The organism is Hymenobacter sp. HSC-4F20 (genome assembly GCF_019599275.1).
Lineage (GTDB): Bacteria > Bacteroidota > Bacteroidia > Cytophagales > Hymenobacteraceae > Hymenobacter.
The window spans coordinates 864,575-887,550 of record NZ_JAHZTD010000002.1; the positions used below are offsets into that span (position 1 = coordinate 864,575).

The window sequence follows — 22,976 nt, forward strand, 5'->3', positions numbered from 1 at the left end:
ACTGAGTGTCTAGGATGAAAACTGGCTGGCTTCCTGGGGAAGGGCGGCGGTTTGGCTCTGCACGTGCTCCACAATGTTGCGGAACAGGCGTAGACCATCCCCTTCCTCGCTCAAGCCGGGGTTCTGGCGCTTGCGCCGGGCCCAGTCGGGGTGGTTGTAGAGCGAGAGGAAGGCCTCGGGGTGGGGCATCAGCCCAAATACCTGGCCGGTGGTGTCGGTCAGGCCGGCGCAGTTCAGGTCGGCACCGTTGGGGTTGTGCGGGTACACGTCCGTCGGCGAACCGTCGAAATCGGTGTAGGCCAGGCAATTCAGCGCCCGGTCTTCGATTTCAGCCAGGGTTTCTTCGCCTTTGATGATCAGGCGACCTTCGCCGTGGCGTACGGGCACTTCCATGCTCTCGATGCCTTTCAGGAAAGGCGAGTTCGAGTTCGGGTTGACTTTCAGGCGTACCCAACGGTCTTCGTAACGGCCCGAGGCGTTGTGCGTCAGGGTTACTTCGGGTGTTACGTTGCCGCTCAGGTTGGGGAGCAAGCCCAGCTTCACGAGCACCTGGAAGCCGTTGCAGATGCCCATCACGAACTTGCCATTGGCAATGAACTGCTTGATGTCGTCGAGCAGGGTGCGGCCCTCGGCGTTTTTCCGGTAGCGCAGCTTGTTGGCCAGCACCACGCCGGAGCCTAGATCGTCGCCGAAGCTGAAACCGCCGGGGAAGTTCAGGATGTCGTAGTCGTGAATGCTGACGTGGCCGTGCAGCACCTGGTTCAGGTGCACAATGGTCGGCTCGGCGCCAGCCAACTGGTAGGCAGCGGCAAACTCCTCCTCGCAGTTGATGCCAAAGCCCGTCAGGATGAGAGCCTTAACCTGGGGCTTGAATGGGGTGGCCGCCTGCGAGTGCCCTAGGGGCTGAGTGGTTTCGTGGCCGGCGTCCACGCTCTTGAAACCGAGCACCTGCAGGTTGCCGTTCGCGTCCGTGACGGGGCCGCCGTGGTCTAGTTGGGGCCGCGGAGGCGTGTTCAGGTCCGGCAGTTTGGGTTGTTCGTTCATGATACCTGAGTCGCTTCGTGCTGGCCGAAGCCAATAAGTCGATTAACCGGGCCGTTGGTCCACTCGTGGCGCAGGGCCGCCGTGCTGGCTGAAATGACCGTTTGGCCCCCGTGGCGCACTGTGAGCTGGCTGTCTGGCTTTACTACCCCAAGGCGGGTAGCGCGCGGGCCGAAGTGCTGCTCGAAGGCCACTACATCTTCCGGGGCCACCGTAGCTACAAAGCGGGAGTGCGACTCCGAGAATAGCTGTATGTGCACTGGCAAGCCTGCAGACAGCTCCACATCAGCACCGAAACCATGCCCAAACGTAGCTTCCGCCAAGGCAACTGCTAGGCCGCCATCTGACAGGTCATGGCAGGACTGGATGAGGCCGTTGTCGTTGGCCTGGCCCATCAGCGTGTAAAGGGCTTTGGCTTCCTCGAACCGAACCTTGGGCACGTTGGCACCCAGCTCGCCGAAGAGCTGGTAGAACTCCGAGCCGCCTAGCTCGTCGTAGGTTTCGCCCAGCAGGTACACCACGTCGTCGGCTTGCTTGAAGTCGGAGGTGATGGTGCGGCGGACGTCCTCGATTTTGGCAGTCATGGAGTACAGGACCGTAGGCGGAACCGAAATCTTCACGCCATCAGCCTTGAAGTCGTTCTTCATCGAGTCCTTGCCCGAGGTGAGCGGAATGCAGTAGGCCGCCGTGGCATCGCGCAGGGCCTGGCACATGCGCACCAGCTTGGCCAGCTTGTGCTTGCCATCGGGGTTGGTGGCGGGGTCGTACACTGAGTCGGGCACGCAGAAGTTGTCGTTCACAGACCAGAAGTTGCCGTCGCCGTAGCTTAGGTTGGGCAACTTCCCTCCTACCGCTACAATCTGGCGCACGGCCTCGTCAAAGGCGCCGGCCGACATATCGTAGGCGTCTATATCACCGAAGCGGGGCAGGATACCGTTGCTCACGGCTACCCCTTCCCAACTCTCGAAGTTGAAACGCACCACGGCGGCATCCTGCGGCGCTTGGCCGGTAGCACCCATGAGCGGCTTGATGATGGTGCGGCCCTTCACCTCATGGTCGTACTGCCGAATTACCGATTCGCGGGAGCAGATGTTGAGGTTGCCTAGCAGGCGGCCTAGCACGTCGGTATAGTCGAGGTTAGCGGGTAGGGCGGGCTCCTGGGCGGTAGGTCTGGTCCACTCGGCTTCCAGCACTTTGCGCGGCACGCCGTTGTGTAGGAACTCCATATCGATGCGCGCTACCGACTCACCGTCGAAGCGTACATCGAGGCTGCCATCCGAAGTGAAGTAGCCGATGTCGGTCAGTTCCACTTCCATTTCCTGGCCCAGGGCCAGCAGCTCGGCCATCTTCGCGGGCTCCACGGCCAGCGAGAAACGCTCCTGCGACTCCGACACGAAGATTTCCCACGGGCGCAGGCCAGGGTACTTCAAGGGCACTTTCTCCAGCTCCACTACGGCGCCGCCGCTGATGGTAGCCAGCTCACCGATGGAGGAAGACAAGCCGCCCGCACCATTGTCAGTGCTGCACTTGATGAGGCCGCGGCGGGTAGCCAGGATCAGGAAATCCATGGCCAGCTTCTGGGTAATCGGCGAGCCAATCTGCACGGCCGTAGCGGGCGAGGTTTCGTCTAGCTCAATGCTAGAGAAGGTAGCGCCGTGGATACCGTCTTTGCCCACCCGGCCACCAGCCATGATGATGCGGTCCTGCGCGTCAATCTTCTTCTCCCACGAGTCAAGGCCGGCGAGTTGCATGGGCATTACGGCGCCGGTGCCGCAGTACACCAGCGGCTTGCCAGCATACCGGTCATCGAATACAATGGCCCCGTTCACCGTCGGCACCCCCGACTTGTTGCCACCGTCTTCAATGCCCTTGCGCACACCTTCAAAAATGCGGCGCGGGTGCAGCTGGTTGCTCAACAGGGTGCCCGAAAACTCAGGGTTACCGAAGCACAGCACGTTGGTGTTGAACAGCAGCTTCGCCCCCCCGATGCCGGTAGCCAGCGGGTCGCGGTTGTTGCCCAGGATGCCGGTAATAGCTCCGCCGTAGGGGTCAATGGCCGAGGGTGAGTTGTGGGTTTCTACCTTCCACACGAACAACGACTCGGGGTTGATGCGTACGGCCCCGGCGTTGTCGCTGAACACCTTAATCAGCCAGTCGTTGCCATTGGCGCGGAGCTGGCGGTCTACCTCCGAGGTAGCGTTTTTGATGTAGGTCTTGAACAAGGAATCCACTTCGAACTCCTCGCCGGTGTCCGCGTCCCGGTACTTGATAACGGCGCTGAACTCCTTGTGCTTGCAGTGCTCCGACCACGTCTGAGCTATGATTTCCAGCTCACAGTCGGTGGGGTCCTGGGGTAGGCCCGCGGCCTGGCGCTCCTCGGCAATGCTCGTGTAATGGTCGCGCACGGCGCGCATTTCCTCCAGGTTCAGGGCGTAGAGGTTGTCTTTCGACAGCTTCACTAGCTCCTCATCGGAAAGGCCAACCAGCGGCACCGTGTTCGTAATAGATTCGGCCCCACCGCCCGGCCGCGGCGTGTAGTCGCGAATCTGGGCTATGGGGCCGACCTCGAAGCGGTTGATCATTTTGTTGCCGAGCAGGTCTTCGGCCAGGCGGCGCAGACTACTCTCCGGCAGCTCGTGCTCCAGGAAGTAGAGCCGTTTGCTGAAGATGTGCTGGGTATGCGTGTCCAGCGGCTGGTTCAGGAAGTCGCCAAGGGCGTTCTGGGCCGATATGCCTTCGTCGTCGGTCACGCCGGGCAGCTTGGCCACCAGGATGTAGCTTTTGTATTGGGCGCCGTGGCGGAACTCGTCGAGGGCCACATCGTGCAGCACCGGGTCCTGGAGGCAGTGGGTGGCGAAGTCGCGCAGTTGCTCGCCCGAGAGGGGGTAGCGTACCGTGTAGAGGGCGGTGCTTTGCACCCGGCCGGTAGAGAGGCCGAGGTGGCGTTGGGCAGCTTCGGCTACACGGTGGCCCTCGCCATCGTGTTGGCCGGGCTTGAGCAGAAGCTGTATGGTTCTTTGGGTAGCGTCCAAAAGGAGGATGGTTATCTATTTTTCGGGTTTCCCACGCCTGGGCGAAGGTGCCCGCGTGAGGAAGCATACCCGCGCAGGGTACGCCGAAAATGCCTTGCTCAGTAGCCGTTTGCTGGCTGAGTAGGTTTAAGAAAACGCTTTTTCCGGCCGACTGCCGGGTTTCACCACCGGAATACCTGCCCGGCAAAGCGGGCAATCATCGGGTGCGTAGGTGGCCGCCGTTACCGGCAACAGGGCAAAGTTCGGAAAACTTAGCTCAGCTTGGGCACCCGTACGGTCAATTAAACTTGCTACAGCCAAAACTTTTGCGCCTAGTGCCTCCAATACCCGAGCTACCTCCTTGGTGCTCTTGCCGGTAGTCACCACATCTTCGGCAATGACTATTTTTTGGCCTGGCTCAATGGTAAAGCCTCGCCGCAAGGTCATTTGCCCCGTATCATCCCGCTCCGTAAAGATGCCTGGTACGCCTAACTGGCGAGCTAGCTCGTAGCCAATCACCACACCGCCCATAGCCGGCCCTACCACTACATCGGGCTGCAACCCCGCCTGCTGAATCTGCCGGGCCAGCTCTGCTGCCGCCGGTGCCGCCAAGTCCGGCCGGCGCAGAAACCGGGCGCACTGCACGTAGGTGTCGGAATGCAGGCCGGAGGAAAGGCGGAAGTGCCCGCGCAGCAGGGCGTCTTCCTGCAACAGTTGCTGCTCCAGGGTTTCGGAGGCGAAGGTGGTTTGGGGGGAAGTCAAGAGTAGGACTCTATTATATTGAGGTATATGAAACGCTGAACGATGTAGAGACGCAACACTTTGCGTCTCGTCGTTGCTGATGTTGTTTATTCGGCGCGGTCCAGGCTGTTCGACGAGACGCAAAGTATTGCGTCTCTACACTATACCGCTACCGGACGGAACTGGTTGATCTGTTCTACCAACGCCCGGGCTGCTGCACCGGCATCCTGCGCTTGCCATAGGGCCCGCGACGTATTGATAAGGAGTCCCGAACCATCAGGCCGCAGGCCAGCTTTCAACGTGGCCTGCAGGTCGCCGCCCTGGGCGCCGACACCTGGTACCAGGAACCACTGCTCCGGCGTGAGGCTGCGCATCCGGGCTACAGCTTCGGCGTTGGTGGCTCCTACTACCAGGCCGATACCACCGTGCTCTTCATCCAGCTGACGCGCTACGCGAGCTGCGCAGTCGGATAGGGTGCCGCCGCGGGTAAGGGCTACGTCTTGCAGGGAATGAGTTGGCTTGTTGGAGGTTTTGGCTAGCACGAACACCAGCTTGCTGGGGCGGACGAAGGGCACAATCGCATCGTCGCCCATGTAGGGGTTCACCGTTACTCCATCGGCTCCGACGACATCGTAGGCGAAGCGGGCGTAGTGGTCGGCGGTGTTGGCAATGTCGCCGAACTTACCGTCCAGAATCACCGGAATGCTTTCGGGGATGCGCTGCACCGTTTCGCGAAGGAGCTTCACCCCGTCTTCCCGACTCAGAAAAAAGGCCAGATTAGGCTTGAAGGCCGCGGCATAGTGGCTGGTCTGGTCAATAACCTCAGCCAGGCGGCGCGCTACCTGCGCATCCTCCCCCACCGGATCAAGACCGACACAAAGCAGAGAATTAGCGTGCTGAACTCGTTGGGTTAGTTTTTCCATTCTGACGAAACAGTTTCGGGTTGAAGGTGGGCGCACTCTACTGCCAGGCGTGCCGAAATACCAGGTTCCAGCCACTCGCCGCTGGCAATTTGCACAGCGCTGGCGCCGCAGCGCAGGTAGTCTGTGACATGGCTGGCCGTGAACACGCCACCTGTTCCAAAGATAGGTAGGCTAATGCTTTCATCGTGAGCTAGCTCCCATACGCAGCGCAGGGCTACCGGCCGCAATGCCTCGCCAGAGAGGCCGCCTGTTACCGGGGCTGCCGTAGCATCGTCCGGCAGGTGTAAGCCTTTGAGCAGGTTCGTGGCAGCCAGGGCGGTAGCGCCGCCCTGCTGGGCCCCTAACGCCAAGCCCCGTATGTGCTCCGGCCATGGGGGTAGCTTCACAATTACTGCGGCTTCGGGGCCTAACTCGTTGCGCACGGCCTGCGTGGCTTCGCGCACAAAGTGGGCGCTGAGCTCTTCGCCTTTCCCAGTGTCGGGCTGGGCCATGTATACTTCCACGCCAGCTATCAGGTCGTGCGCCTCACGGGCCAGGAAGCGGGCAATCTTGCGAAAGCCAGGGATACCCGGGGCCGTGATGCTTACGAATACGGGCACACCGTAGCGCCGCAGGTTAGGCAGATGTTCCTGCACCAGAATCTCGGCGCTTTCGGTGCGCATGTGGGTGGCGTTGAGCAATGTCTGGTCGGCGACCTGCCAAATGCCTTCCTCATAGAGTCCGGGCTTTGGCTCCATCGTGACGGTGCGGGTAAAAATACCCCCCAGCCGTTCGTAGCCCGTGCCATCTAGCTGCCAGGGCGCGGCCGCAAGGCACACAGGGTTTTGCAGCGTGAGGTTACCGAGTTGCATAGGTTGAAAACGTTACGATTTTGCTGGTTGCGCCCGGCCAAAGCCCTGGGCAACCAGCAAAATCAGATGAGTGTGCTACCCCTAGCCGCAGCCCGAAGCAGCATTCGTATTTGTAAAGCCCTAAAACACGGGGTGGCCAATTCGCGGACCGACATACGTCAGAATCCCCCCTGATTTACTATCACCCCGCTGCCTTGCACCACCCCGCCCCGTTGCCGCCGTTGGGTGGGAACGGGTTGTTTTGAGCTAATTGAGTAACTGTCCTGAAAACAGTAGCTACGCTTCTTCCTTAAAGCAAAGCGCCCAGCCATGAACCGGGCGCTTGCCGGAAAAGAAGAGTACGTTGTCGTGGTTGATCAGGAAGGGTACGCTGTCCGGGATATCTTTCTGATCGAGGATGAACCGGGCCACGCGAGCCATGCCTACGCCAGCAGCCGAGTGCAGCTTCACATCGTGCTCCTTGTGAAAATCGAGGCACCAGTTGAAGTCTTTCAGCTTCGAGAACTTCAGCAGTGCGGAACATGGCGTCCCATACTTTGGTGCTGGCCATGCGCTTGGGGTCCGTGCTCAGGTTCACGTTGCGGGTGGCGGCAGGAGCGGCGGCTACCATCTGCTGACCGAGGCCGGCGTTGTTGTTCATGGGTTGACCGAGTATGGGAGTTGGAGGTTTAGAAACTGCGTGAGTGGGCACAGGTATTAGCTAAGCCAGCCGAGCGGACTAGGCACAAAAAAACCGCTTCGAAAACCGAAGCGGCGAGCATGCTAAAAACCAAGAAAACGAAAATCCCAACAGCCGAAATAACCTTCCGGTCATCTCGCAGGACGCTTTCGTGAAAGGCCCCGCGCTTCTTCAATGGATGTTGATTGAGGTGAAGCACGTCGCAAAAGTACTACTCCTTCCTACCCTGACAAGAGAACCTAAGTTAACTTTATGTTACTAAAACATTACGTGTCTACTTTATTTTTCCCACTTGCCTTTCACTTACGCATAAAGCATACTTAGTTGCTATTCAATACATTGCACGCTATATGGTCAGCATCTTTCTATTTCAAGAACAACTTTAGCCGCTGTATTTTTTACTTTAAGTGCCTATGCTTCATAATGAAGTAACAAGCTCTATTGTTAGAAATATCCTATCCAGGAACTTACCTCTCTCCTTAACTGTATAGGAACCGATAAACCGATAGAGAATTTACCATTCTATCTGTACTTCCTCCTCACCAGTATGTAGGCCTGCATCTTAACATAATTATAATAGGCTCATATTCACCTCTACCCAATAGGACCTATTATCTTTGTTCCACAGGCCTTTTTCCCTGATTTTCTCATTTTCTTCTCAGTTTCATATGAAAAAAGTGCTACTAGGTTTGTTGGTAAGCGGGATGCTGGCACTAGCGCCGGGGGTATGGGCCCAAGCCGATGCCCCGGCTCCTATTGAGTACAGTGAGCGAGTTCCATCCGAGGGAGCCGGCAAGACCGCCCTTTACCGCCGCGCCCTCGATTGGACCCAGAATAAATTTACTTACGGTCCTAAATCTGGCTTAAAAGCAGAGGAAGGTGCCGGCGCGGTACGCGTAACCGGAACCGGTAAGGTCAAGAAGGTGGACGGCAAAGGAAAAGAGCAGGACGTAACCGTGCTGTTTGACTTTGTATTTCGGGCAAATGACAACGGATATGAGTATAGCGTAGGCTCCTTCCGTGTAGTTCCAGACCCTAAGCAACCTGCCCAGGTTATCTCCTTTGACGAATACCGTAGCGAGCTGCGCGCCGACAAAGCCAATGACCGCACCCATAACGACCGGCGGGTTACGGCCCAGGCCAACTCTCTGGCCAGCGAAGCAGCCATGTCTTTCCGCTCGTACATGAATAGCACACCCGCGGAAGGCCAGGTTGGTGTCGCCGGTGGCGAAAACTAATCCCGACTGAGGAATATTCCCTGCACAGCGCGGCTTCAGTGTGTAACAGCACAAGAAGCCGCGCTTTCTAGTTTTCTCTGCACAGCCGGTAGTACTAGTTGTTTCCGCAGCAGGCTCCTGTGTACCAGAAGGCAAAATAAAAAGCCGCGTTGCAGCGCGGCTTTTTTATTCATACTTGCTCTGCATTCCACCTCACTTCACTCTCGTCAAAACTATAAACTGACGTGCTGGCAACCGCACTGTTTTAGATCAATAACAAAAATTTAAAGACGAATAGCGCAGTACACCGGTTAAGCTCCTCTTCAGTTGGCATCCAGGTCAACAAGCTTACTATCAAACACAAAAAGCCCGACTGCTTCCAGCCGGGCTTTTCCTAAGCCTTTGCAAGGATAAGGCTTAGCTGGTAGGACCGTTGTCGACGCGGGCCTCGATAACGCTTTGCACGGAGGCTGATACGGCCGACAGCAGGTCGTAGCCGGTAGCCGACTCGATGGCATCCACAGTGGTGCGGTACGAGCCCCAGGTCGTGAGCAAGGAGTTGTTGTTGGGGGTATTGATGGCAATAACGCGGGTTCCGGTGGTTACCCGAGCTGCGTCGCCGGTACCGTTCGGAAGCACCACAATCACTTTCCACACCTGAGCGGGCACCGTCACGCGGCCGGCGTCCAGGGTAGTGGCGTAGCCGTTAGAACCGGTGCCACCCTTGCCGTAGCTGCCGCAGATGATGTACAGCTCGTTGCCGGCATCAACTAGGGTGCGGCAGTAGTTTTCCAGACCGGCCCAAGTACGCTGGTTGTTGTTGGGCGCCTGCGGAATCATATTGCTCATCAGGAAGGTAGCCGAGTTGTCGGCCACGGAGCCCGTGCGGTCGGCGGAAGGGCACTGATGGCCCCGGTCGAAGCCTGAGCCGGTATAGCTGGTGCTGCTGACGCGGTACCAGCCTGCGGGCAGGGTATTATCGGGAGCAAAATTATCCTGGCGCGGTGTGCTACCCAGCCACGCACTGCTCAAATGCCAGCTTACCCAGTTGGGCGTGCCCCGGTCGCGGTGATACGACATGGCATACTGCGACTTCGACACCAAGTAGTTCCAGTAGTTGGCCGAGTTGGCTGTAGCACCGCTGGGGTTGCCCAGGGTCAGGTGGCTGTCGCGGGTGGCGGTGGCATCGGCGGTTCGGGGGGCAGCCGTGGGGACAACCGTGGGAGCTACTTCATTCTTGGAGCAGGACACTACGCAACTGGTGAGCAGGGCCAAGCCTAGTACGCGGGAAAGGGTGCGGTACATGCAAACGGGTTTTGGTTGGGGAAGGAAAGTAGAGGTCGGGAATGCACTCTGACAGAGCAAAGTTGGCAGGTCGAACCCACCCAAATGTTACGGCAATGTTATTATTTTCTTGTTTTAATACAATTACGATACAATAGATATATTCTTGATTAGGTGTTAGTTGCATTCATTCACACTGGCAAGAACGAACGAAGCCCCGCTGACCTGCAACAGCGGGGCTCCTAGTCCGATAATGATAAAGCGAAGAAGGATAGAGTAGGGATAAATAAAGGTAGTGTTAGCGCCCGCTCACCACCAGCTGTTGGGTAGCAATGCGCTGGCCCTGAGCATCGGCCAGCACTACTTGGTAAAGCCCTGCCCGCAGCTGCCGGGTAGCCAGCGTGGTGGTGGAACTAGTAATTTTTTGCTGACTGACCAAGCTGCCCTGCGTGTTGTATACTGACAGCTGATACTGCCCCTCGGGCAGGGCCGGCAACTCGGCCTGAATGGTTTCCGCCGCGGAGGCAGGGTTGGGGTAAATGGCGAACGTCAGGTTGGCGGTCTTCAGGCTGACTACGACCACCGATGAGTACATTTCCTGCCCATCGGTATCTACCTGCCGCAGGCGGTAGTAGAGCAGAGGTACAGCCTGCGCAGCGGCGTCAGCGTCGCGGAGGGAGTACTGGCGCGTGGTGCTCGATGTGCCCGCGGCAGTTACCCGCCCAATTGCCTGGAAACCAGCAGCAGCTTGCGTGGAGCGCTCTACCACAAAGTAACTGCTATTCAGCTCGGCGGCCGTTTGCCACACTACGTTTACTGCCGCGCCACTGACGCGGGCCGCAAAGCCCGTCAACTGCACGGGTAGCGGAGCTGGCATCGTAATAGAAGAGGGGAAGCCCGTGGGCCGATCCTCGGCAAAGCCATAGTAAACCTGCGTATTATCTAGCAGGCTCACCCCATTGGTTAGCTCTACCTCTACCCAGTCGAAGTTGCGGGTGGTGCGGAAGGATACTTCCTGCCGGCCATCTGCCAGCAGCTCCACATTCAGCAGGGAGCTACCTACAGCGCTTTCTACCAACTCGGTGCCGGTAGTGCTCCCACTGGCCCCATCCGGTGAGCCCGAGTACGTGTTAATCCGAATGCTGGAGAGCAGCTTGGCATCCAGCAAGGTAGAGCCTAACCCCAGAATAGCCCCCGCTACGTTACCGGCACTGCCGGGTCCGTTCAGACGCATCTTCAGGCGCGTGGTGCCCCCTACGCTCAAGGTGGTGCGCACGGTAGCGTAGTTGCCGGTAACATCTTTGTCGGCGGCGTGCTGCGGATTAGTTACGGAGCAGTTTACGCACACCAGGCTACCGTTCACCTGATAGTTACCGGCCGGGTCAACGAATTCCGAAATGCGGGGAGTCAGGTCGCGGAAGACGCGGGGCTCCAGGCCGAACCCGTAGTACACCCGCAAATCGTCTAGCACGCTGAGCAGCTTGGTCTGCCGGATTTCTACCCGATCGTAAGGCTTGGTGGTAGGGAAGCTTACATTGTACTGGTTGTTGCCCAGCAATTCCAGGTTGAGCAGCTTACCACCAGCGGCTGTTTCCTGAGCCGCACCTCCCAGATACGTCGTGATTTGCAGGCCTTCTAGGGCAGCTACGTCAAGCACGCTACCGCTACCCAGGACGAAGCCCGCCTGGTAGCCGGCCGGCGCGGTACCTTCCAGCTGCGTTTGCAGAGTGGGCGGGCAACTCACGTCAACCAACGAGTGCATTGTAGCATAATTCGTCAGGCTTTTATCAACGGCGGCCAGCGGGTTGCTCACGCTAGAATTGACGCATACCGAAACGCCGTTCGTTAGCACATTCGTGCTGTACGTGCTGGCCCCGGGGTTCTCAAAACGGGAAACATACCCTTTCGCACTTGTAATTACATTGGCGTCGATGGCGTAGGCATAGTAGACTTTCAGGGCGTAGCCGAGGCTCACCACCGAAGCGGCTTCTATTTCTACTTGGTTGAAGGGCTTGCTAGCTACAAACTCCAGCCGGATTTTGCCCGTGTTGCTACCGAGCAAATGGGCAACTATGGTACCATCAACGGGCCTTTCTTCCTGCAGCGTCGAGGTAGTTCCGGTCTTTAGATAAGTCCGGAGAACCACCAGATTAGCCGTATTTACCGATAACAGGTTCAGAACGTTACCGGCGCGTTCCACTAGTATACCCGCCCGGTAGTTGGCGGGAGCAGTAGCGCCCAAGTCCATGCGCAGGCCGATGGAGCTAGCTATGCCCGTTACGGGCACATTTAGGGTAGCGGCGGAGTTAAAGTCGCCATCGGTGGCCAGCTCGGGGTTGGTTACGGAGCCGAAGCACGTAGTAACGGCCAGGGGAGGCACTCCTATTGTCGTACATGTTTGCCTAACCTGAGACCCTTTGTCGCCTGTGTTAGAATAGATGGGCGCGCTTGCGGCCCGGGCCTGCTGGGACCCTACGCCATAGCAGAACAGTACGACAAGGAGCAGCCAGCGGGATAGAGGTGTGTAAAGAGGCTTCATGGCAGGGGCAATGGATTGATAATCACTGGAATCTAACTACCAGAACTACCTTACCAATTCTCCCGCCATATTGGCCCAAAACAACTAAAAAACTGATTATCAATATTTTACTATCAGAAGGAAAATGCTATATTGTTCCATTCCGGGATTACAATTCCCCAAATGAGAAAGTTTGGTATCCCCGCATTTCCCTCTTATACTCGCGCCATTGCGTATTTCTGCCCTTTTCTGAGCTACTGAAACCCTTTCCACAGGAATTGAACATTCCCGATGCATCTACTTTCCCAAGTAGAGAGTATACGCACTGTTGGTTCCTACGCTTTCCCTATCCTAAATTCCCATGAGCGTACCTTTGTCTGTTTCCATCTTTATTGTCGAGGACAATGCGTGGTATGGTGAGCTGCTGGAGTACAAGCTAGCCCAAAACCCGGATTACGTTATCCGCCGCTTTACCACCGCACAGGCCTGCCTGGATAATCTAGCAGACAAGCCCGATATCATCACGCTGGACTACTCCCTGCCCGACGGCAAGGGCGACCAGGTACTTCGCCAGATTAAGGAGCGGCTACCCGAGGTAGCTGTCATTGCTATTTCCGGGCAGGAAGATGTGCGCACAGCCATTGGCTTGCTCCGGCAGGGAGCCTTCGACTACTTAGTGAAGGACGAGGAAACAGCCGACCGGCTCTGGAATACGGTGGGCAACATCCGCAAGCAACTGGAGCTACGCCAGGAAAACACCCGACTCAAGGAGCAGATTGGCCAGAAGTACGATCCACAGCGGGCCATTTTGGGAGAGAGCCCACAAATCAAACAGCTGTACGCCCTAATTGATAAAGCAGCTCGCACTAATATTACCGTATCTATCAGCGGGGAAACTGGCACGGGCAAGGAGCTGGTAGCGAAAGCCATTCATTTCCGCTCTGACCGCAGCGACGGCGCCTTTGTAGCCGTGAATGTGGCCGCTATTCCGCGCGACCTGCTGGAGAGTGAGCTGTTCGGTCACGAGAAAGGCGCCTTTACCGGAGCCCTCGGCCGGCGCATCGGCCGCTTTGAGGAGGCGCACAAAGGCACCCTGTTCCTGGATGAAATTTCGGAGCTGGACTTAGGCTTGCAGGCCAAACTGCTGCGCGTGCTACAGGAGCGGGAAGTTACCCGCGTGGGAGGCAACAGCCGCATCCCGTTCGACGCCCGGCTGATGGTGGCTACTCACCGCGACCTGGGCCAGGAAGTGAAAGAAGGCCGCTTCCGGGAAGATTTGTACTACCGCCTGCTGGGCTTGCCTATTGTGCTGCCGCCCCTGCGGGAGAGAGGCGAGGACATTCTGCTGCTGGCTGATGCCTTCCTGAAAGACTTCTGCTCCCAGAATAATATGGCTACCTGCTCGCTTTCTTCGCAGGCCCAGCAGAAACTGCTGCATTACAACTTTCCCGGCAACGTGCGGGAACTGAAAGCTGTGGTGGAACTGGCCGCCGTGCTGGCCGAAGACGACCAGATTCAGCCCCAGGACTTACCCCTCCGCCACAGCTCCTCCGACGCAGCCGCGCCGGGCGCCATGCCTAATGAATCATTGCGCACCCAAATGGCCGCCATTGTGCAGCGGTACCTAGACGTGCACAACGGAAATATTCTGCAAGTAGCCGCCAAGCTGCAAATCGGAAAGTCTACCATTTATCGTATGGTTCAGAACAACGAGGTCCGTATCCGCTGACCCCTGGGGCTAACCACCATACTATGAGTTCAACCAGTACTCGTCACCTGGCGCGCCTTCTGCGCCGTACACAACGGTCGTGGCAAACGGCACAGACTGAATGCGAAGAGGCCAGGCGCCAAGTTGCCGAGCTGAAAGCCCGGTCATTGGCGGCGGCCGAGCAAGCTACGGCTCTGCTCGAAACGATGAGTACCGCTATTCTGGCCGAGGACCAGGATGGAATGATTACCCTGCTGAACCAGCGCCTCTGTGACCTGTTTAAGCTGCGTCATTCTCCCCGCCACTACCTTGGCAAAGGCGTCACGGACTTGATGCAGGAAAGCCAGGCTCAGTTGCAGCACGAACCTACTGTTCGCCAACGCAACCAGGAGCTGCGGGCCGGACAGGTGCGGGTAAGCGGCGAAATTTTTCAGCTGCAAAATGGCATCATCGTGCAGCAGGACTATTTGCCCGTGGTGCAGAACGGCGTAACGATGCTTCACATCTGGAGCTACGAGGACGTGACGGTGCACCAGCAGGCGCAACAACGGGTCCAGGAGCTTTCCCGCCTCGCCGAGCAAAGCCCGCAGCCCATCATCCGATTCAACCGGGAGGCGCAAGCCCAGTATGCCAACCCGGCTGCCACTGCGGCCCTGGAAGCGCTGTACCAGCCGGACGCAATGGAGAACGTCCGGCTGCTCCGCCAAGAAATTGCTCAGGCCCTAAGTACGGGTCAGCCCCGCTCCGTGGAAAAGCGGCTGGGCAACGAGTTTTACCTCTGGACCATTGCGCCCCTACCCGAGGAGCAGGCGGCCAACGTCTACCTCACGACCATCACGGAGCGCCGCCGCGCGGAAGCCGAGCTAGTACGCAGCCAGCTGTTTACGGCGCGCATCAATGACACCGTGCCCAACATCGTGTTTCTGTACGACATGGACACACGGTCCCTGCTGTACTGCAACCGCCAATCTGAGCAGATGCTGGGGTACACGGAGGCTGAAATTCGGGATATGGGTTCTCAGCTCACTACCCTTCTGATGCACCCGGACGACCTAAACGCTACGCGGCAGAAACACCTGCTGCTCCAGCATTTGAAAGAAGGACAAGTATCTACCTCAGAATACCGGTTTCAGCACCGGAACGGCCAGTGGCGGTGGCTTAGCCTGAAGAGCACCTGCTTTACCCGTCATCCCGATGGCACAGTCTGGCAGATAGTGGGGTCGGCAACTGACGTGACGGAGCGGCGCATTACGGAAGAAGAGCTGCGCCAGAGTCGCCTGTTCGTGGAGCGCATTACCAACACCACGCCCAACTTAATTTACATCTACGACGTGCCGACGGGCATCAACGTCTACTGCAACCGCTTTGTGGAATCCATGCTGGGGTATTCGCAGCAGGAGTTGCAGGCCATGGGCGGCAGCATGTTCGCTAACCTGATGCCGTCGGCCGAGGGCCGCCGCCTGCGGCAGCATTTTGAGGAAGTAGCCCAGGTTGACGATGGCGAAATCCTGCACCTGGAATTTTTTCTTTACCACCGGAACGGCTCCATCCGCTGGCTACGCATCAGCAACACGCCCTTTGAGCGCGATGAGCAAGGACAGGTGCTGCGCGTGGTAGGCTCGGCGGAGGACATTACGCGCTGGAAGATTGCCGACGAGCAGCGGCGTTCCGCCAACCGGCGCCTAGCCGAGCAAAACCGTCTGTTTCGCCAGGTTATTGACACGGTACCCAACCTTATTTATCTGAAAGACGGCAGCGGAAACTATATCCTGGCCAACCAATCTACAGCCCGCCTCTATGGCCTGAGCAACGATGTGCTGCTGCAAACGCCCGCCGCCGAGCTGCAAAGCACCTTTCCGGATTTGGCCCGCCACCGCGTCCAGGATGACCTAGTTATCCAGACCCGCCAGGAGGTAGCCCACGAGGATACGTTTACCGATGCCCGCGGCCAGATGCACTGGTTTCACACCATTAAGCGGCCCTTCATTCTGGCCGATGGCACGGTGCAGGTGCTAGGCGTCGACAACGACATCACGGAACTCAAGCACACGGGCCAGGCCCTGCACCAAGCCAAGGAGATAGCCGAGCAAAATGCCCAGGCCCGGCAAACCTTCCTCACCAACATGAGCCACGAAATCCGCACGCCCATGAACGGCATCATGGGCCTGGCGGAACTGCTGGCCAAAACTCCCTTGTCGGCCGAGCAAAGCCAGTACCTGCACCATATCCGTCACTCGGCGGAGCACCTGCTGGTGGTTATCAACGACATCCTGGACATGGCGCAGCTCGGGGCTGGGCGGGTGCGGCTGGAGTCGATGCCGTTTGAACTGCAAGAAGTCCTGAAAGCCAGCTGCCAGGCCCTGATGCCCAAGGCTGCTGAAAAAGGCATCAGTCTGCGCCTGCAGCTCCCCCCGGAGACCGGCTCGGAGTGGGTGCAGGGCGACCCGTACCGCCTGCGCCAGGTGCTGCTCAACCTGCTAAGCAATGCCATCAAGTTCACCGACAAGGGCCACGTGCTGCTGACCTGCCGCCGGCTCAGCCCCCCGGGCGCGGAGCCAGAGTACCAGTTCGCGGTAATGGATACCGGCATTGGCATCTCCGAAGACCAGCTGCAGCAGCTTTTCGAGCCCTTCACCCAGGCCGAGGCCAGCACGGCTCGCGAGTACGGCGGCTCGGGGCTGGGTCTGAGCATTTCGCGGGGCCTGGTGGAATTGTTGGGCGGCGAGCTGACGGCCGAAAGCCGTTTGCACCAAGGCAGTACCTTCCGTTTCACCCTGCGCTTCGGGGCCGCGTCAGCGCCCACGGCCACCCTGGCCACACCCGCCCCCGACTACCAGCGCCTGCGCGGGCGCCGGGTGCTGCTTACCGAAGACAACCGCGTAAACCAATTGCTGGTGCAGGTGATGTTGCGGGGCTGGGGGATGGAAGTAGATACGGCGTCCTCCGGCTCTGAAGCCCTTACCCTATTTCGCCAGCACCGCTACGATGTGGTGCTGATGGACATTCAGATGCCCGGCATGGATGGGGTAGCGGCCACGCGCCTGCTGCGCGAACATCCCGATGCCGAGCGGGCCGCTACGCCGGTTGTAGCCCTGACGGCCCACGCTATGCAGGGCGAAGCGGAACGATACCGGGCGGCCGGCCTCGATGCCTACTTATCGAAGCCGTTCAAAGAGGACGACTTGTTCCGCACAATTGTGGATCTGCTGCACCTTGAGTACGCAGTGCCGGAGCCACCCGCCCCCGCCGTGGTGCAGGAACCGGAGCTGACCCTTCCGGCCGGCAAGCTGTACGATTTAAGCGGCCTGCGTCAGTTCTCCAACAACGATGAAAGCTTTATCCGCCGGCTAGCTCAGTTATTCATCAGCACTACTCCTCCCGTGGTAGCAGAGATGGAAGACCAGTTGCTCAAGCGCAACCTTGAGCAGCTTGGAGCCGCCGCCCACCACCTGAAAAGCTCCGTTGATGGCCTGCAGATTCAGGCGTTGCGCACCATCCTGCGCGATATAGAAGCTGCTGCCTACGCGCCTGAAACTGCTGAATGGCCCATACTGGAACGCGGAGTGCAGCAAGTGCGCCAGTTCATAGACGAAGCAATCCGCCAGCTTCAGGAGGAGTTTCCGGCCTAGTCGGCAGCCCTGGCTTCGCTGCGGCCGGTACGCGGGGGTAGCCCCTTCTGCTTCCTTCCGGGTAGGCGGACGCCAGCCCCCGGAAAAAGACATAATTATGCTGCAACTACCTATGCTGCTTTAGGGTTATACTAGCATCAACATTGCTACGAGAGATGCTGGTACGCTGGCTTTACCCCGGGCACTGTTTTCTTTTCTCCTAATTCTCTTTGGTATGACTCTCTTAATTTTCTTCGGGATTGCGCTGGCAACTGCTTTGCTCGCCCTCGATACGGTGAACAAAGTAAAAGCTATGCTGAAGCCTGAGCCCGTACGGGTCCGGAATGACCGCTAGGCAGCTTGCCCGCTGCTTTTAGGATACTAGGCGCCTTCGCTTCCCGCGAAGGCGCCTTTCTTTTCGCACTCCTCTAACGGGCATACGCAGCACGAGCCACCCAAAGGGCGGCTCGTGCTGCGTATGCCTAGATTGTATAGCTAGCGAATTACGAGTGTATAGCTAGCGAATTACGAGCTTGCGCATTTCGCTGGCATTATCGGCTTCCAGCTTTACGTAGTACAACCCATTGGCGAACTTGCTTAAATCCAGGGTGCGAGTGTCGCGGCCGTTCAGCTCACTTAGGGTTTCGCGGTACATTAGCGTGCCGATAACGTTGAGCACACGCAGCTCTACTTTGCGACCTTCAAACCCGTTGATAGAAATATGCACGATGCCTGTACTGGGGTTAGGGTACACAAGCAACGCCTTCTCATCAGCGGCGGGCCGTGCCGCCGGGGCCGGACGCGGCGCTACCGGCTGAGCGGCCGTTGGCAAGCTCCAGCGGAAGCCGCCGAGCAGTAAAACGAATAAAAGTAAATAGCGTAAGGGTTGCATCATACGAAGTGGTGGGAGAAATGAAAAGCGCGGAGGCGGAATGCGTATAAACGATGGCCGCTTATTTAGGTTAGCAAAAGTAACAGGCCTTTTAAGTTATACGGGCAGAATATAACGCATCTTCGATAAAAGAACTCTGTTTATCTTCGTTCCCACCCTTTTACCCGATGAATTAAGTTGGACGTTGTCATTATTGGTGGGGGCCTGGGAGGCTTGTGCGCGGCCCTGGATCTACGCCGGCGCGGCCACGCCGTGACGCTGCTGGAACGGCGGCAGTATCCGTTTCACCGGGTGTGCGGCGAGTACATTTCCAATGAAGTGCTTCCCTACCTGCGCCGTCTCGGCGTCGACCCCACCCCGCTCCAGCCGGCCCACATTACCCGCTTCCAGGTTAGCTCTCCGGCAGGAAGGCTACTCACTGCCCCTCTCGATTTGGGCGGGTTTGGAATAAGCCGCTACCGCCTCGATGCATTCCTGTATCAGGCAGCCGTAGCGGCGGGCGTAACGGTGCGCCAGCAAACTACGGCCACTGCCGTAGAGTTTGATGCAGGTGCCAACCTGCATACCGTGCAACTGGCCGGGGGCGAGCAACTACCGGCGCGGGTGGTGCTAGGGGCCTATGGTAAGCGCAGCAGCCTGGACCGCCACCTGCAACGAGCTTTCTTCAGCCAACGCTCACCGTATCTGGGAGTGAAGTACCACGTGCGCTACCCCGCCATGCCCCGCGACCTGATTGCCCTGCACAACTTCGCCGATGGGTACGCGGGCATCTCGGCAGTCGAAGACGATATCTACTGCTTCTGCTACCTCACCACGCGCCGCAACCTCAAGGCTCACGGTACCATCCCGCAGTTGGAAGCCCAGGTGCTGGCCCAAAATCCTCATCTGCGCCAACTACTGGCCTCCGCCGAGGTGCTTTATCCGCAGCCGGAGGTTATCAACGAAATTTCGTTTGCCCCCAAAAGCTGCGTGGAAAACCATGTGCTGCTCTGTGGCGACGCGGCCGGGCTCATCACACCTCTCTGCGGCAATGGCATGGCGATGGCCGTGCATGGGGCTCAACTGGCCGCCGTCCGCGTTGATGCTTTTCTGCGGGGCCAACTCTCGCGCGCGGCTCTGGAAGCCGCCTACCACTACGACTGGCACCAGGAGTTTGCCCCGCGGCTGCGCGTGGGCCGGGCCGTGCAGCGCCTGTTTGGCCAGCCGCTGCTTAGTGAGGTGGCCGTAGGCACCCTCCGCCTATGGCCCGCGGCTCTTCGTACTCTGATGCGCGGCACACACGGGCAAGCATTTTAAGTGAACAGGCAAGGGGCTGCATCGGTTGGGATATCTTCCTACGTGCCCGCTTTCCTAGCAACCCCAAAAAAACGAACAGCGCGTGGGGGGTATTTTGCGTAAACTGCACTGATGAGTAGCTACCTGTGTGCCATTGGCACGGCCAATCCGCCCCACCGCATTCCCCAACTCCAGATTGCCGACTTCATGGCCAGCGCCTTGCAGCTGGATCCGGCCGGTACACGCAAGCTCCGGGCGTTGTACCGCGTGTCGGGCATTGGCCAGCGCTACACTGTCCTCCCCGACTACGGCCGGGCCACTGGCAGCTTTGAGTTTTTCCCCAATACCGTAGGGCTGGAGCCTTTTCCTTCGGTGGGCCAGCGCATGGCCGAGTACCGCCGCCACGCCCTCCCTCTCTCGGTGCAGGCGGTGCAGGGCTGCCTGCAGCAGCTGCCGGAAGTGTCCGTGACCAGCATTACCCACCTGATTACCGTTAGCTGCACGGGCATGTACGCACCGGGCCTGGACATTGAGCTGGTGGCGGCCTTGGGCCTACCCAGCCACGTGCAGCGTACCTGCGTGAACTTTATGGGATGCTACGCCGCCGTCAATGCCCTGAAGCTGGCTGATGCCTTTTGCCGCGCCACCCCCGAAGCCCGGGTGCTGGTAGTATGCACCGAGTTGTGTACCCTGCATTTCCAGAAAAGTACGGAAGAAGATCATTTGGTGTCCAATGCCTTGTTTGGGGATGGCTCGGCGGCGGTATTGGTGCAGGGCCGCCCCCGCGAGCAGGGCCCGAGCCTGGCTCTCACGGCCTTTCACTGCGGCCTGGAGCCTGACGGCCACGCCGATATGGCCTGGCACATCAGCAATTTCGGCTTTGAAATGACCTTGTCGTCCTACGTGCCCCGCATGATTCAACAGGGTATTGGGCGGCTTACGGCCACCCTGCTGGCCGAACTACCAGTGGAGCTGGCCGATATCCGGGCGTTTGCCATCCATCCGGGCGGGCGGAAAATCCTGGAATCCATTGAACAGGCTCTGGGGCTGACCACCCACGACAACCGTTTTGCCTACCAGGTCCTGCGCGACTACGGCAATATGTCCTCGGCTACGGTGCTGTTCGTCCTGCAGGAGCTGTTGCACACCCTTACCGCCGCCGATGCGGGTGCCCCGGTGCTCAGCTTTGCCTTTGGGCCGGGCCTCACGCTGGAAGCCATGCTGCTAACCGTTGCCTGGGGTGAGGAAACACCTGCCCGACACCTGCACCACGTAGCCCAGCCAGTCCCCGCCACGGTTGTTGTGTCAGCCTAACCCTACCCCTCTTTCCCGGTTCCGTACCCCCTCTACCCTAGCTGCCGCCTCCCTGCCATGCCCGATTTTCGTTTCCGAGCCACGGAGCAGGAGCTGATGGATGACCTGACGCTGGCCTCCGATGAGTTGCGACAGAACCTGGAGGAGCTGGAGAGCATTAATACGTGGCTCGGTGGCTACACACCCGTACTGCACGCCCTGGAGGAGCTGCGCCCCCGCTTCCCCTCGAACCGCCCCCTGCGCCTAGCCGACCTGGGCAGCGGCGGTGGCGACACCTTACGGCAGATTGCCCGCTGGGCCCGGCGCCAAGGCGTAGCCGTGGAGCTGACTGGCGTCGATGCCAACGCCTTTATGCTGGACTACGCCGCCAGCCGCAGCACCGGTTACCCCGAGATCCGCTACCAGCAGGCCGATATTTTCACCGCCGAGTTTCAGCAGCAGCCCTTTGATATACTGACTGCCAGCCTGTTCTGCCACCACTTCCCCGACGTGCAGTTGGCCACCTTACTGCGGCGCTGGCACCAGCAGGCCCGGGTGGCCGTCATCATCAACGATTTACACCGTCACTTCCTGGCCTATTACAGCATCCGGTGGCTTACGCGCCTGCTGGGCGGCTCCCGCCTCGTGCGCCACGATGCTCCCCTTTCCGTGGCCCGGGCCTTCACCCGCCGCGACTGGCAGCAGTTACTCGCCAGCGCCGGCATTCGCCACTACCGCCTGCGCTGGCGCTGGGCCTTCCGCTGGCAGGTGATAATAGAGAGCCAATAAGCCGGTGAGCGAGTGAGCTATTATGGCGCTGACCCAGGATGCCATCTATTCTTCACGCAGCACTACCCCGCAGGAACAGCACCACACTCTGATTATCAGCACGAACGGAATGAACTCGTCAGGTGAGGAAGTGTATCACGCTGGATGGCGCCGCGCCGCTCGCCGTAATACAACGCACTACGTCACAAACTCGTCATTTCATCCTTACCCCCACAGCGCCGCCGCAGCGCGGAAGGTATTACTGTGGGCATCCACAATGTCGGCTATACGGGGGGAGTAGCCGCCGCCCATGCACACGACTACCGGCAGGTTGTGCTGGTGACAGAGGCCCAGCACGTACTCGTCGCGGCGGCGGCAGCCGTCGCGGCTAAGGGCCAGGTGACCCAGCTTATCGGTGGCCAGCACATCTACGCCGCTAAGGTAAAACACGAAATCGGGCTGATGCTGGCTGAGCAAGCGGGGCAAGGTTTCGCGCAGCAGACGCAGGTAGGCCACGTCGTCGGTGCCGTCGGGCAGGGCCAGGTCCAAGTCGGAGTGCTCCTTGCGGTGGGGGTAGTTGCGGGCTCCGTGCATGGAGAAGGTAAACACGCGCGGCTCGGTCTGGAAGATGCTGGCGGTACCGTTACCCTGGTGCACATCCAAGTCTATAATGAGCACCCGCTGCACGCCTAGCTCCGGGTGGGCTAGCAGGTAGGCGGCTGCGGCAGCCTGGTCGTTGAGCAGGCAGAACCCCTCGCCCCGGGCACGGAAAGCGTGGTGGGTGCCGCCGGCAATGTTTAGGGCTACCCCATACTGGTGGGCCCGGCGGGCACACTCCAGCGTACCGCCCAAAATGGTGGTTTCCCGCGCTATTAGTTCGGGGCTCCACGGAAAGCCGGTGGCGCGCTCCTCGGCGCGGGTAAGCTGCCCGGCACTCAGGCGCTGGTAGTAGTCGGACTCGTGCACCCGCAGCATATCTACAACGGGGGGCGGCTGCGGGGTGAAAAAGGCGCTTTCCGGTACTATACCTTCCCGGAGCAGCTGCTCCGGCAACAGCTCGTACTTGAGCATGGGAAAGCGGTGGGTGGCTGGCAGCGGGTGAGCATAAAGCGGAGCCCAAGCAATAGAAATCATAGCTCCGAACCTACGCAGGTGCCGCTGAAAAGT

At 59.0% G+C, this 22,976-nt stretch carries 16 protein-coding genes; 6 read left to right on the plus strand and 10 right to left on the minus strand.

Going from position 1 to position 22,976, the window contains the following annotated elements; genetic code table 11:
• Positions 1–9: 9 nt before the first annotated feature.
• From K3G63_RS13445 to K3G63_RS13470, 6 genes are all read right to left on the minus strand, one after another.
• A complete protein-coding gene (locus tag K3G63_RS13445) occupies positions 10–1,044 on the minus strand; it encodes a phosphoribosylformylglycinamidine synthase subunit PurQ (RefSeq protein ID WP_220614611.1) in 1,035 nt (344 codons plus the stop codon).
• Positions 1,041–4,073 (minus strand): AIR synthase-related protein, encoded by a 3,033-nt coding sequence (locus K3G63_RS13450; RefSeq protein ID WP_220614612.1) that lies wholly within the window; start codon positions 4,071–4,073, stop codon positions 1,041–1,043. The genes K3G63_RS13445 and K3G63_RS13450 overlap by 4 nt, the downstream gene beginning before the upstream one ends.
• A gap of 126 nt (positions 4,074–4,199) precedes the next feature.
• Positions 4,200–4,814 (minus strand): orotate phosphoribosyltransferase, encoded by a 615-nt coding sequence (gene pyrE, locus K3G63_RS13455; RefSeq protein ID WP_220614613.1) that lies wholly within the window; start codon positions 4,812–4,814, stop codon positions 4,200–4,202.
• 140 nt (positions 4,815–4,954) lie between these two features.
• Positions 4,955–5,716 carry an orotidine-5'-phosphate decarboxylase gene (pyrF, locus tag K3G63_RS13460; protein WP_220614614.1) on the minus strand — a complete coding sequence of 254 codons (762 nt, stop codon included), beginning with the start codon at positions 5,714–5,716 and terminating at the stop codon, positions 4,955–4,957.
• On the minus strand, positions 5,704–6,567 hold the full coding sequence (locus K3G63_RS13465; RefSeq protein WP_220614615.1) for a dihydroorotate dehydrogenase: 864 nt from the start codon (positions 6,565–6,567) through the stop codon (positions 5,704–5,706). The genes pyrF and K3G63_RS13465 overlap by 13 nt, the downstream gene beginning before the upstream one ends.
• Before the next feature lie 276 nt (positions 6,568–6,843).
• A complete protein-coding gene (locus tag K3G63_RS13470) occupies positions 6,844–7,017 on the minus strand; it encodes a hypothetical protein (protein WP_220614616.1) in 174 nt (57 codons plus the stop codon).
• An 897-nt stretch (positions 7,018–7,914) separates the two neighbouring features.
• Here K3G63_RS13470 and K3G63_RS13475 point away from each other — a divergent pair.
• On the plus strand, positions 7,915–8,484 hold the full coding sequence (locus tag K3G63_RS13475) for a DUF4468 domain-containing protein (RefSeq protein WP_220614617.1): 570 nt from the start codon (positions 7,915–7,917) through the stop codon (positions 8,482–8,484).
• A 396-nt stretch (positions 8,485–8,880) separates the two neighbouring features.
• On the opposite strand, the gene K3G63_RS13480 is transcribed toward K3G63_RS13475, so the two are convergent.
• Positions 8,881–9,768, minus strand: coding sequence for a DNA/RNA non-specific endonuclease (locus tag K3G63_RS13480; protein ID WP_220614618.1), 888 nt, complete (start codon positions 9,766–9,768; stop codon positions 8,881–8,883).
• Between the two features lie 277 nt (positions 9,769–10,045).
• On the minus strand, positions 10,046–12,127 hold the full coding sequence (locus K3G63_RS13485) for a T9SS type A sorting domain-containing protein (RefSeq protein WP_220614619.1): 2,082 nt from the start codon (positions 12,125–12,127) through the stop codon (positions 10,046–10,048).
• Between the two features lie 499 nt (positions 12,128–12,626).
• Between K3G63_RS13485 and K3G63_RS13490 the strand changes: the two genes are divergently transcribed.
• Both K3G63_RS13490 and K3G63_RS13495 read left to right on the plus strand, forming a co-directional pair.
• Entirely contained in the window at positions 12,627–13,994 is a 1,368-nt protein-coding gene (locus K3G63_RS13490; protein WP_220614620.1) for a sigma-54 dependent transcriptional regulator, read from the plus strand.
• A gap of 23 nt (positions 13,995–14,017) precedes the next feature.
• Complete coding sequence (locus tag K3G63_RS13495; protein WP_220614621.1) at positions 14,018–17,602, plus strand: PAS domain S-box protein; 3,585 nt, start codon at positions 14,018–14,020, stop codon at positions 17,600–17,602.
• Positions 17,603–18,098: 496 nt separating this feature from the next.
• Here K3G63_RS13495 and K3G63_RS13500 read toward each other — a convergent pair whose 3' ends face one another.
• On the minus strand, positions 18,099–18,476 hold the full coding sequence (locus K3G63_RS13500) for a T9SS type A sorting domain-containing protein (RefSeq protein ID WP_220614622.1): 378 nt from the start codon (positions 18,474–18,476) through the stop codon (positions 18,099–18,101).
• Positions 18,477–18,650: 174 nt separating this feature from the next.
• On the opposite strand from K3G63_RS13500, the gene K3G63_RS13505 reads away from it, so the two are divergent.
• From K3G63_RS13505 to K3G63_RS13515, 3 genes are all read left to right on the plus strand, one after another.
• Positions 18,651–19,769, plus strand: coding sequence for an NAD(P)/FAD-dependent oxidoreductase (locus tag K3G63_RS13505; RefSeq protein ID WP_220614623.1), 1,119 nt, complete (start codon positions 18,651–18,653; stop codon positions 19,767–19,769).
• A gap of 111 nt (positions 19,770–19,880) precedes the next feature.
• Positions 19,881–21,062, plus strand: coding sequence for a type III polyketide synthase (locus tag K3G63_RS13510; protein ID WP_220614624.1), 1,182 nt, complete (start codon positions 19,881–19,883; stop codon positions 21,060–21,062).
• A 57-nt stretch (positions 21,063–21,119) separates the two neighbouring features.
• Positions 21,120–21,830: a methyltransferase domain-containing protein gene (locus tag K3G63_RS13515; protein WP_220614625.1), complete on the plus strand. Its 711-nt coding sequence runs from the start codon at positions 21,120–21,122 to the stop codon at positions 21,828–21,830.
• Between the two features lie 204 nt (positions 21,831–22,034).
• Here K3G63_RS13515 and K3G63_RS13520 read toward each other — a convergent pair whose 3' ends face one another.
• Positions 22,035–22,943, minus strand: coding sequence for a histone deacetylase (locus K3G63_RS13520; protein WP_220614626.1), 909 nt, complete (start codon positions 22,941–22,943; stop codon positions 22,035–22,037).
• Positions 22,944–22,976 lie beyond the last annotated feature (33 nt).

What these genes read in the sequence shown, in the direction of transcription:
- K3G63_RS13445 (WP_220614611.1), bottom strand. Translation starts at nt 1,044, where the DNA reads ATGAACGAACAACCCAAACTGCCGGACCTGAACACGCCTCCGCGGCCC.
- pyrF (WP_220614614.1), bottom strand. Translation starts at nt 5,716, where the DNA reads ATGGAAAAACTAACCCAACGAGTTCAGCACGCTAATTCTCTGCTTTGT.
- K3G63_RS13465 (WP_220614615.1), bottom strand. Translation starts at nt 6,567, where the DNA reads ATGCAACTCGGTAACCTCACGCTGCAAAACCCTGTGTGCCTTGCGGCC.
- K3G63_RS13475 (WP_220614617.1), top strand. Translation starts at nt 7,915, where the DNA reads ATGAAAAAAGTGCTACTAGGTTTGTTGGTAAGCGGGATGCTGGCACTA.
- K3G63_RS13480 (WP_220614618.1), bottom strand. Translation starts at nt 9,768, where the DNA reads ATGTACCGCACCCTTTCCCGCGTACTAGGCTTGGCCCTGCTCACCAGT.
- K3G63_RS13490 (WP_220614620.1), top strand. Translation starts at nt 12,627, where the DNA reads ATGAGCGTACCTTTGTCTGTTTCCATCTTTATTGTCGAGGACAATGCG.
- K3G63_RS13495 (WP_220614621.1), top strand. Translation starts at nt 14,018, where the DNA reads ATGAGTTCAACCAGTACTCGTCACCTGGCGCGCCTTCTGCGCCGTACA.
- K3G63_RS13500 (WP_220614622.1), bottom strand. Translation starts at nt 18,476, where the DNA reads ATGATGCAACCCTTACGCTATTTACTTTTATTCGTTTTACTGCTCGGC.
- K3G63_RS13510 (WP_220614624.1), top strand. Translation starts at nt 19,881, where the DNA reads ATGAGTAGCTACCTGTGTGCCATTGGCACGGCCAATCCGCCCCACCGC.
- K3G63_RS13515 (WP_220614625.1), top strand. Translation starts at nt 21,120, where the DNA reads ATGCCCGATTTTCGTTTCCGAGCCACGGAGCAGGAGCTGATGGATGAC.
- K3G63_RS13520 (WP_220614626.1), bottom strand. Translation starts at nt 22,943, where the DNA reads ATGATTTCTATTGCTTGGGCTCCGCTTTATGCTCACCCGCTGCCAGCC.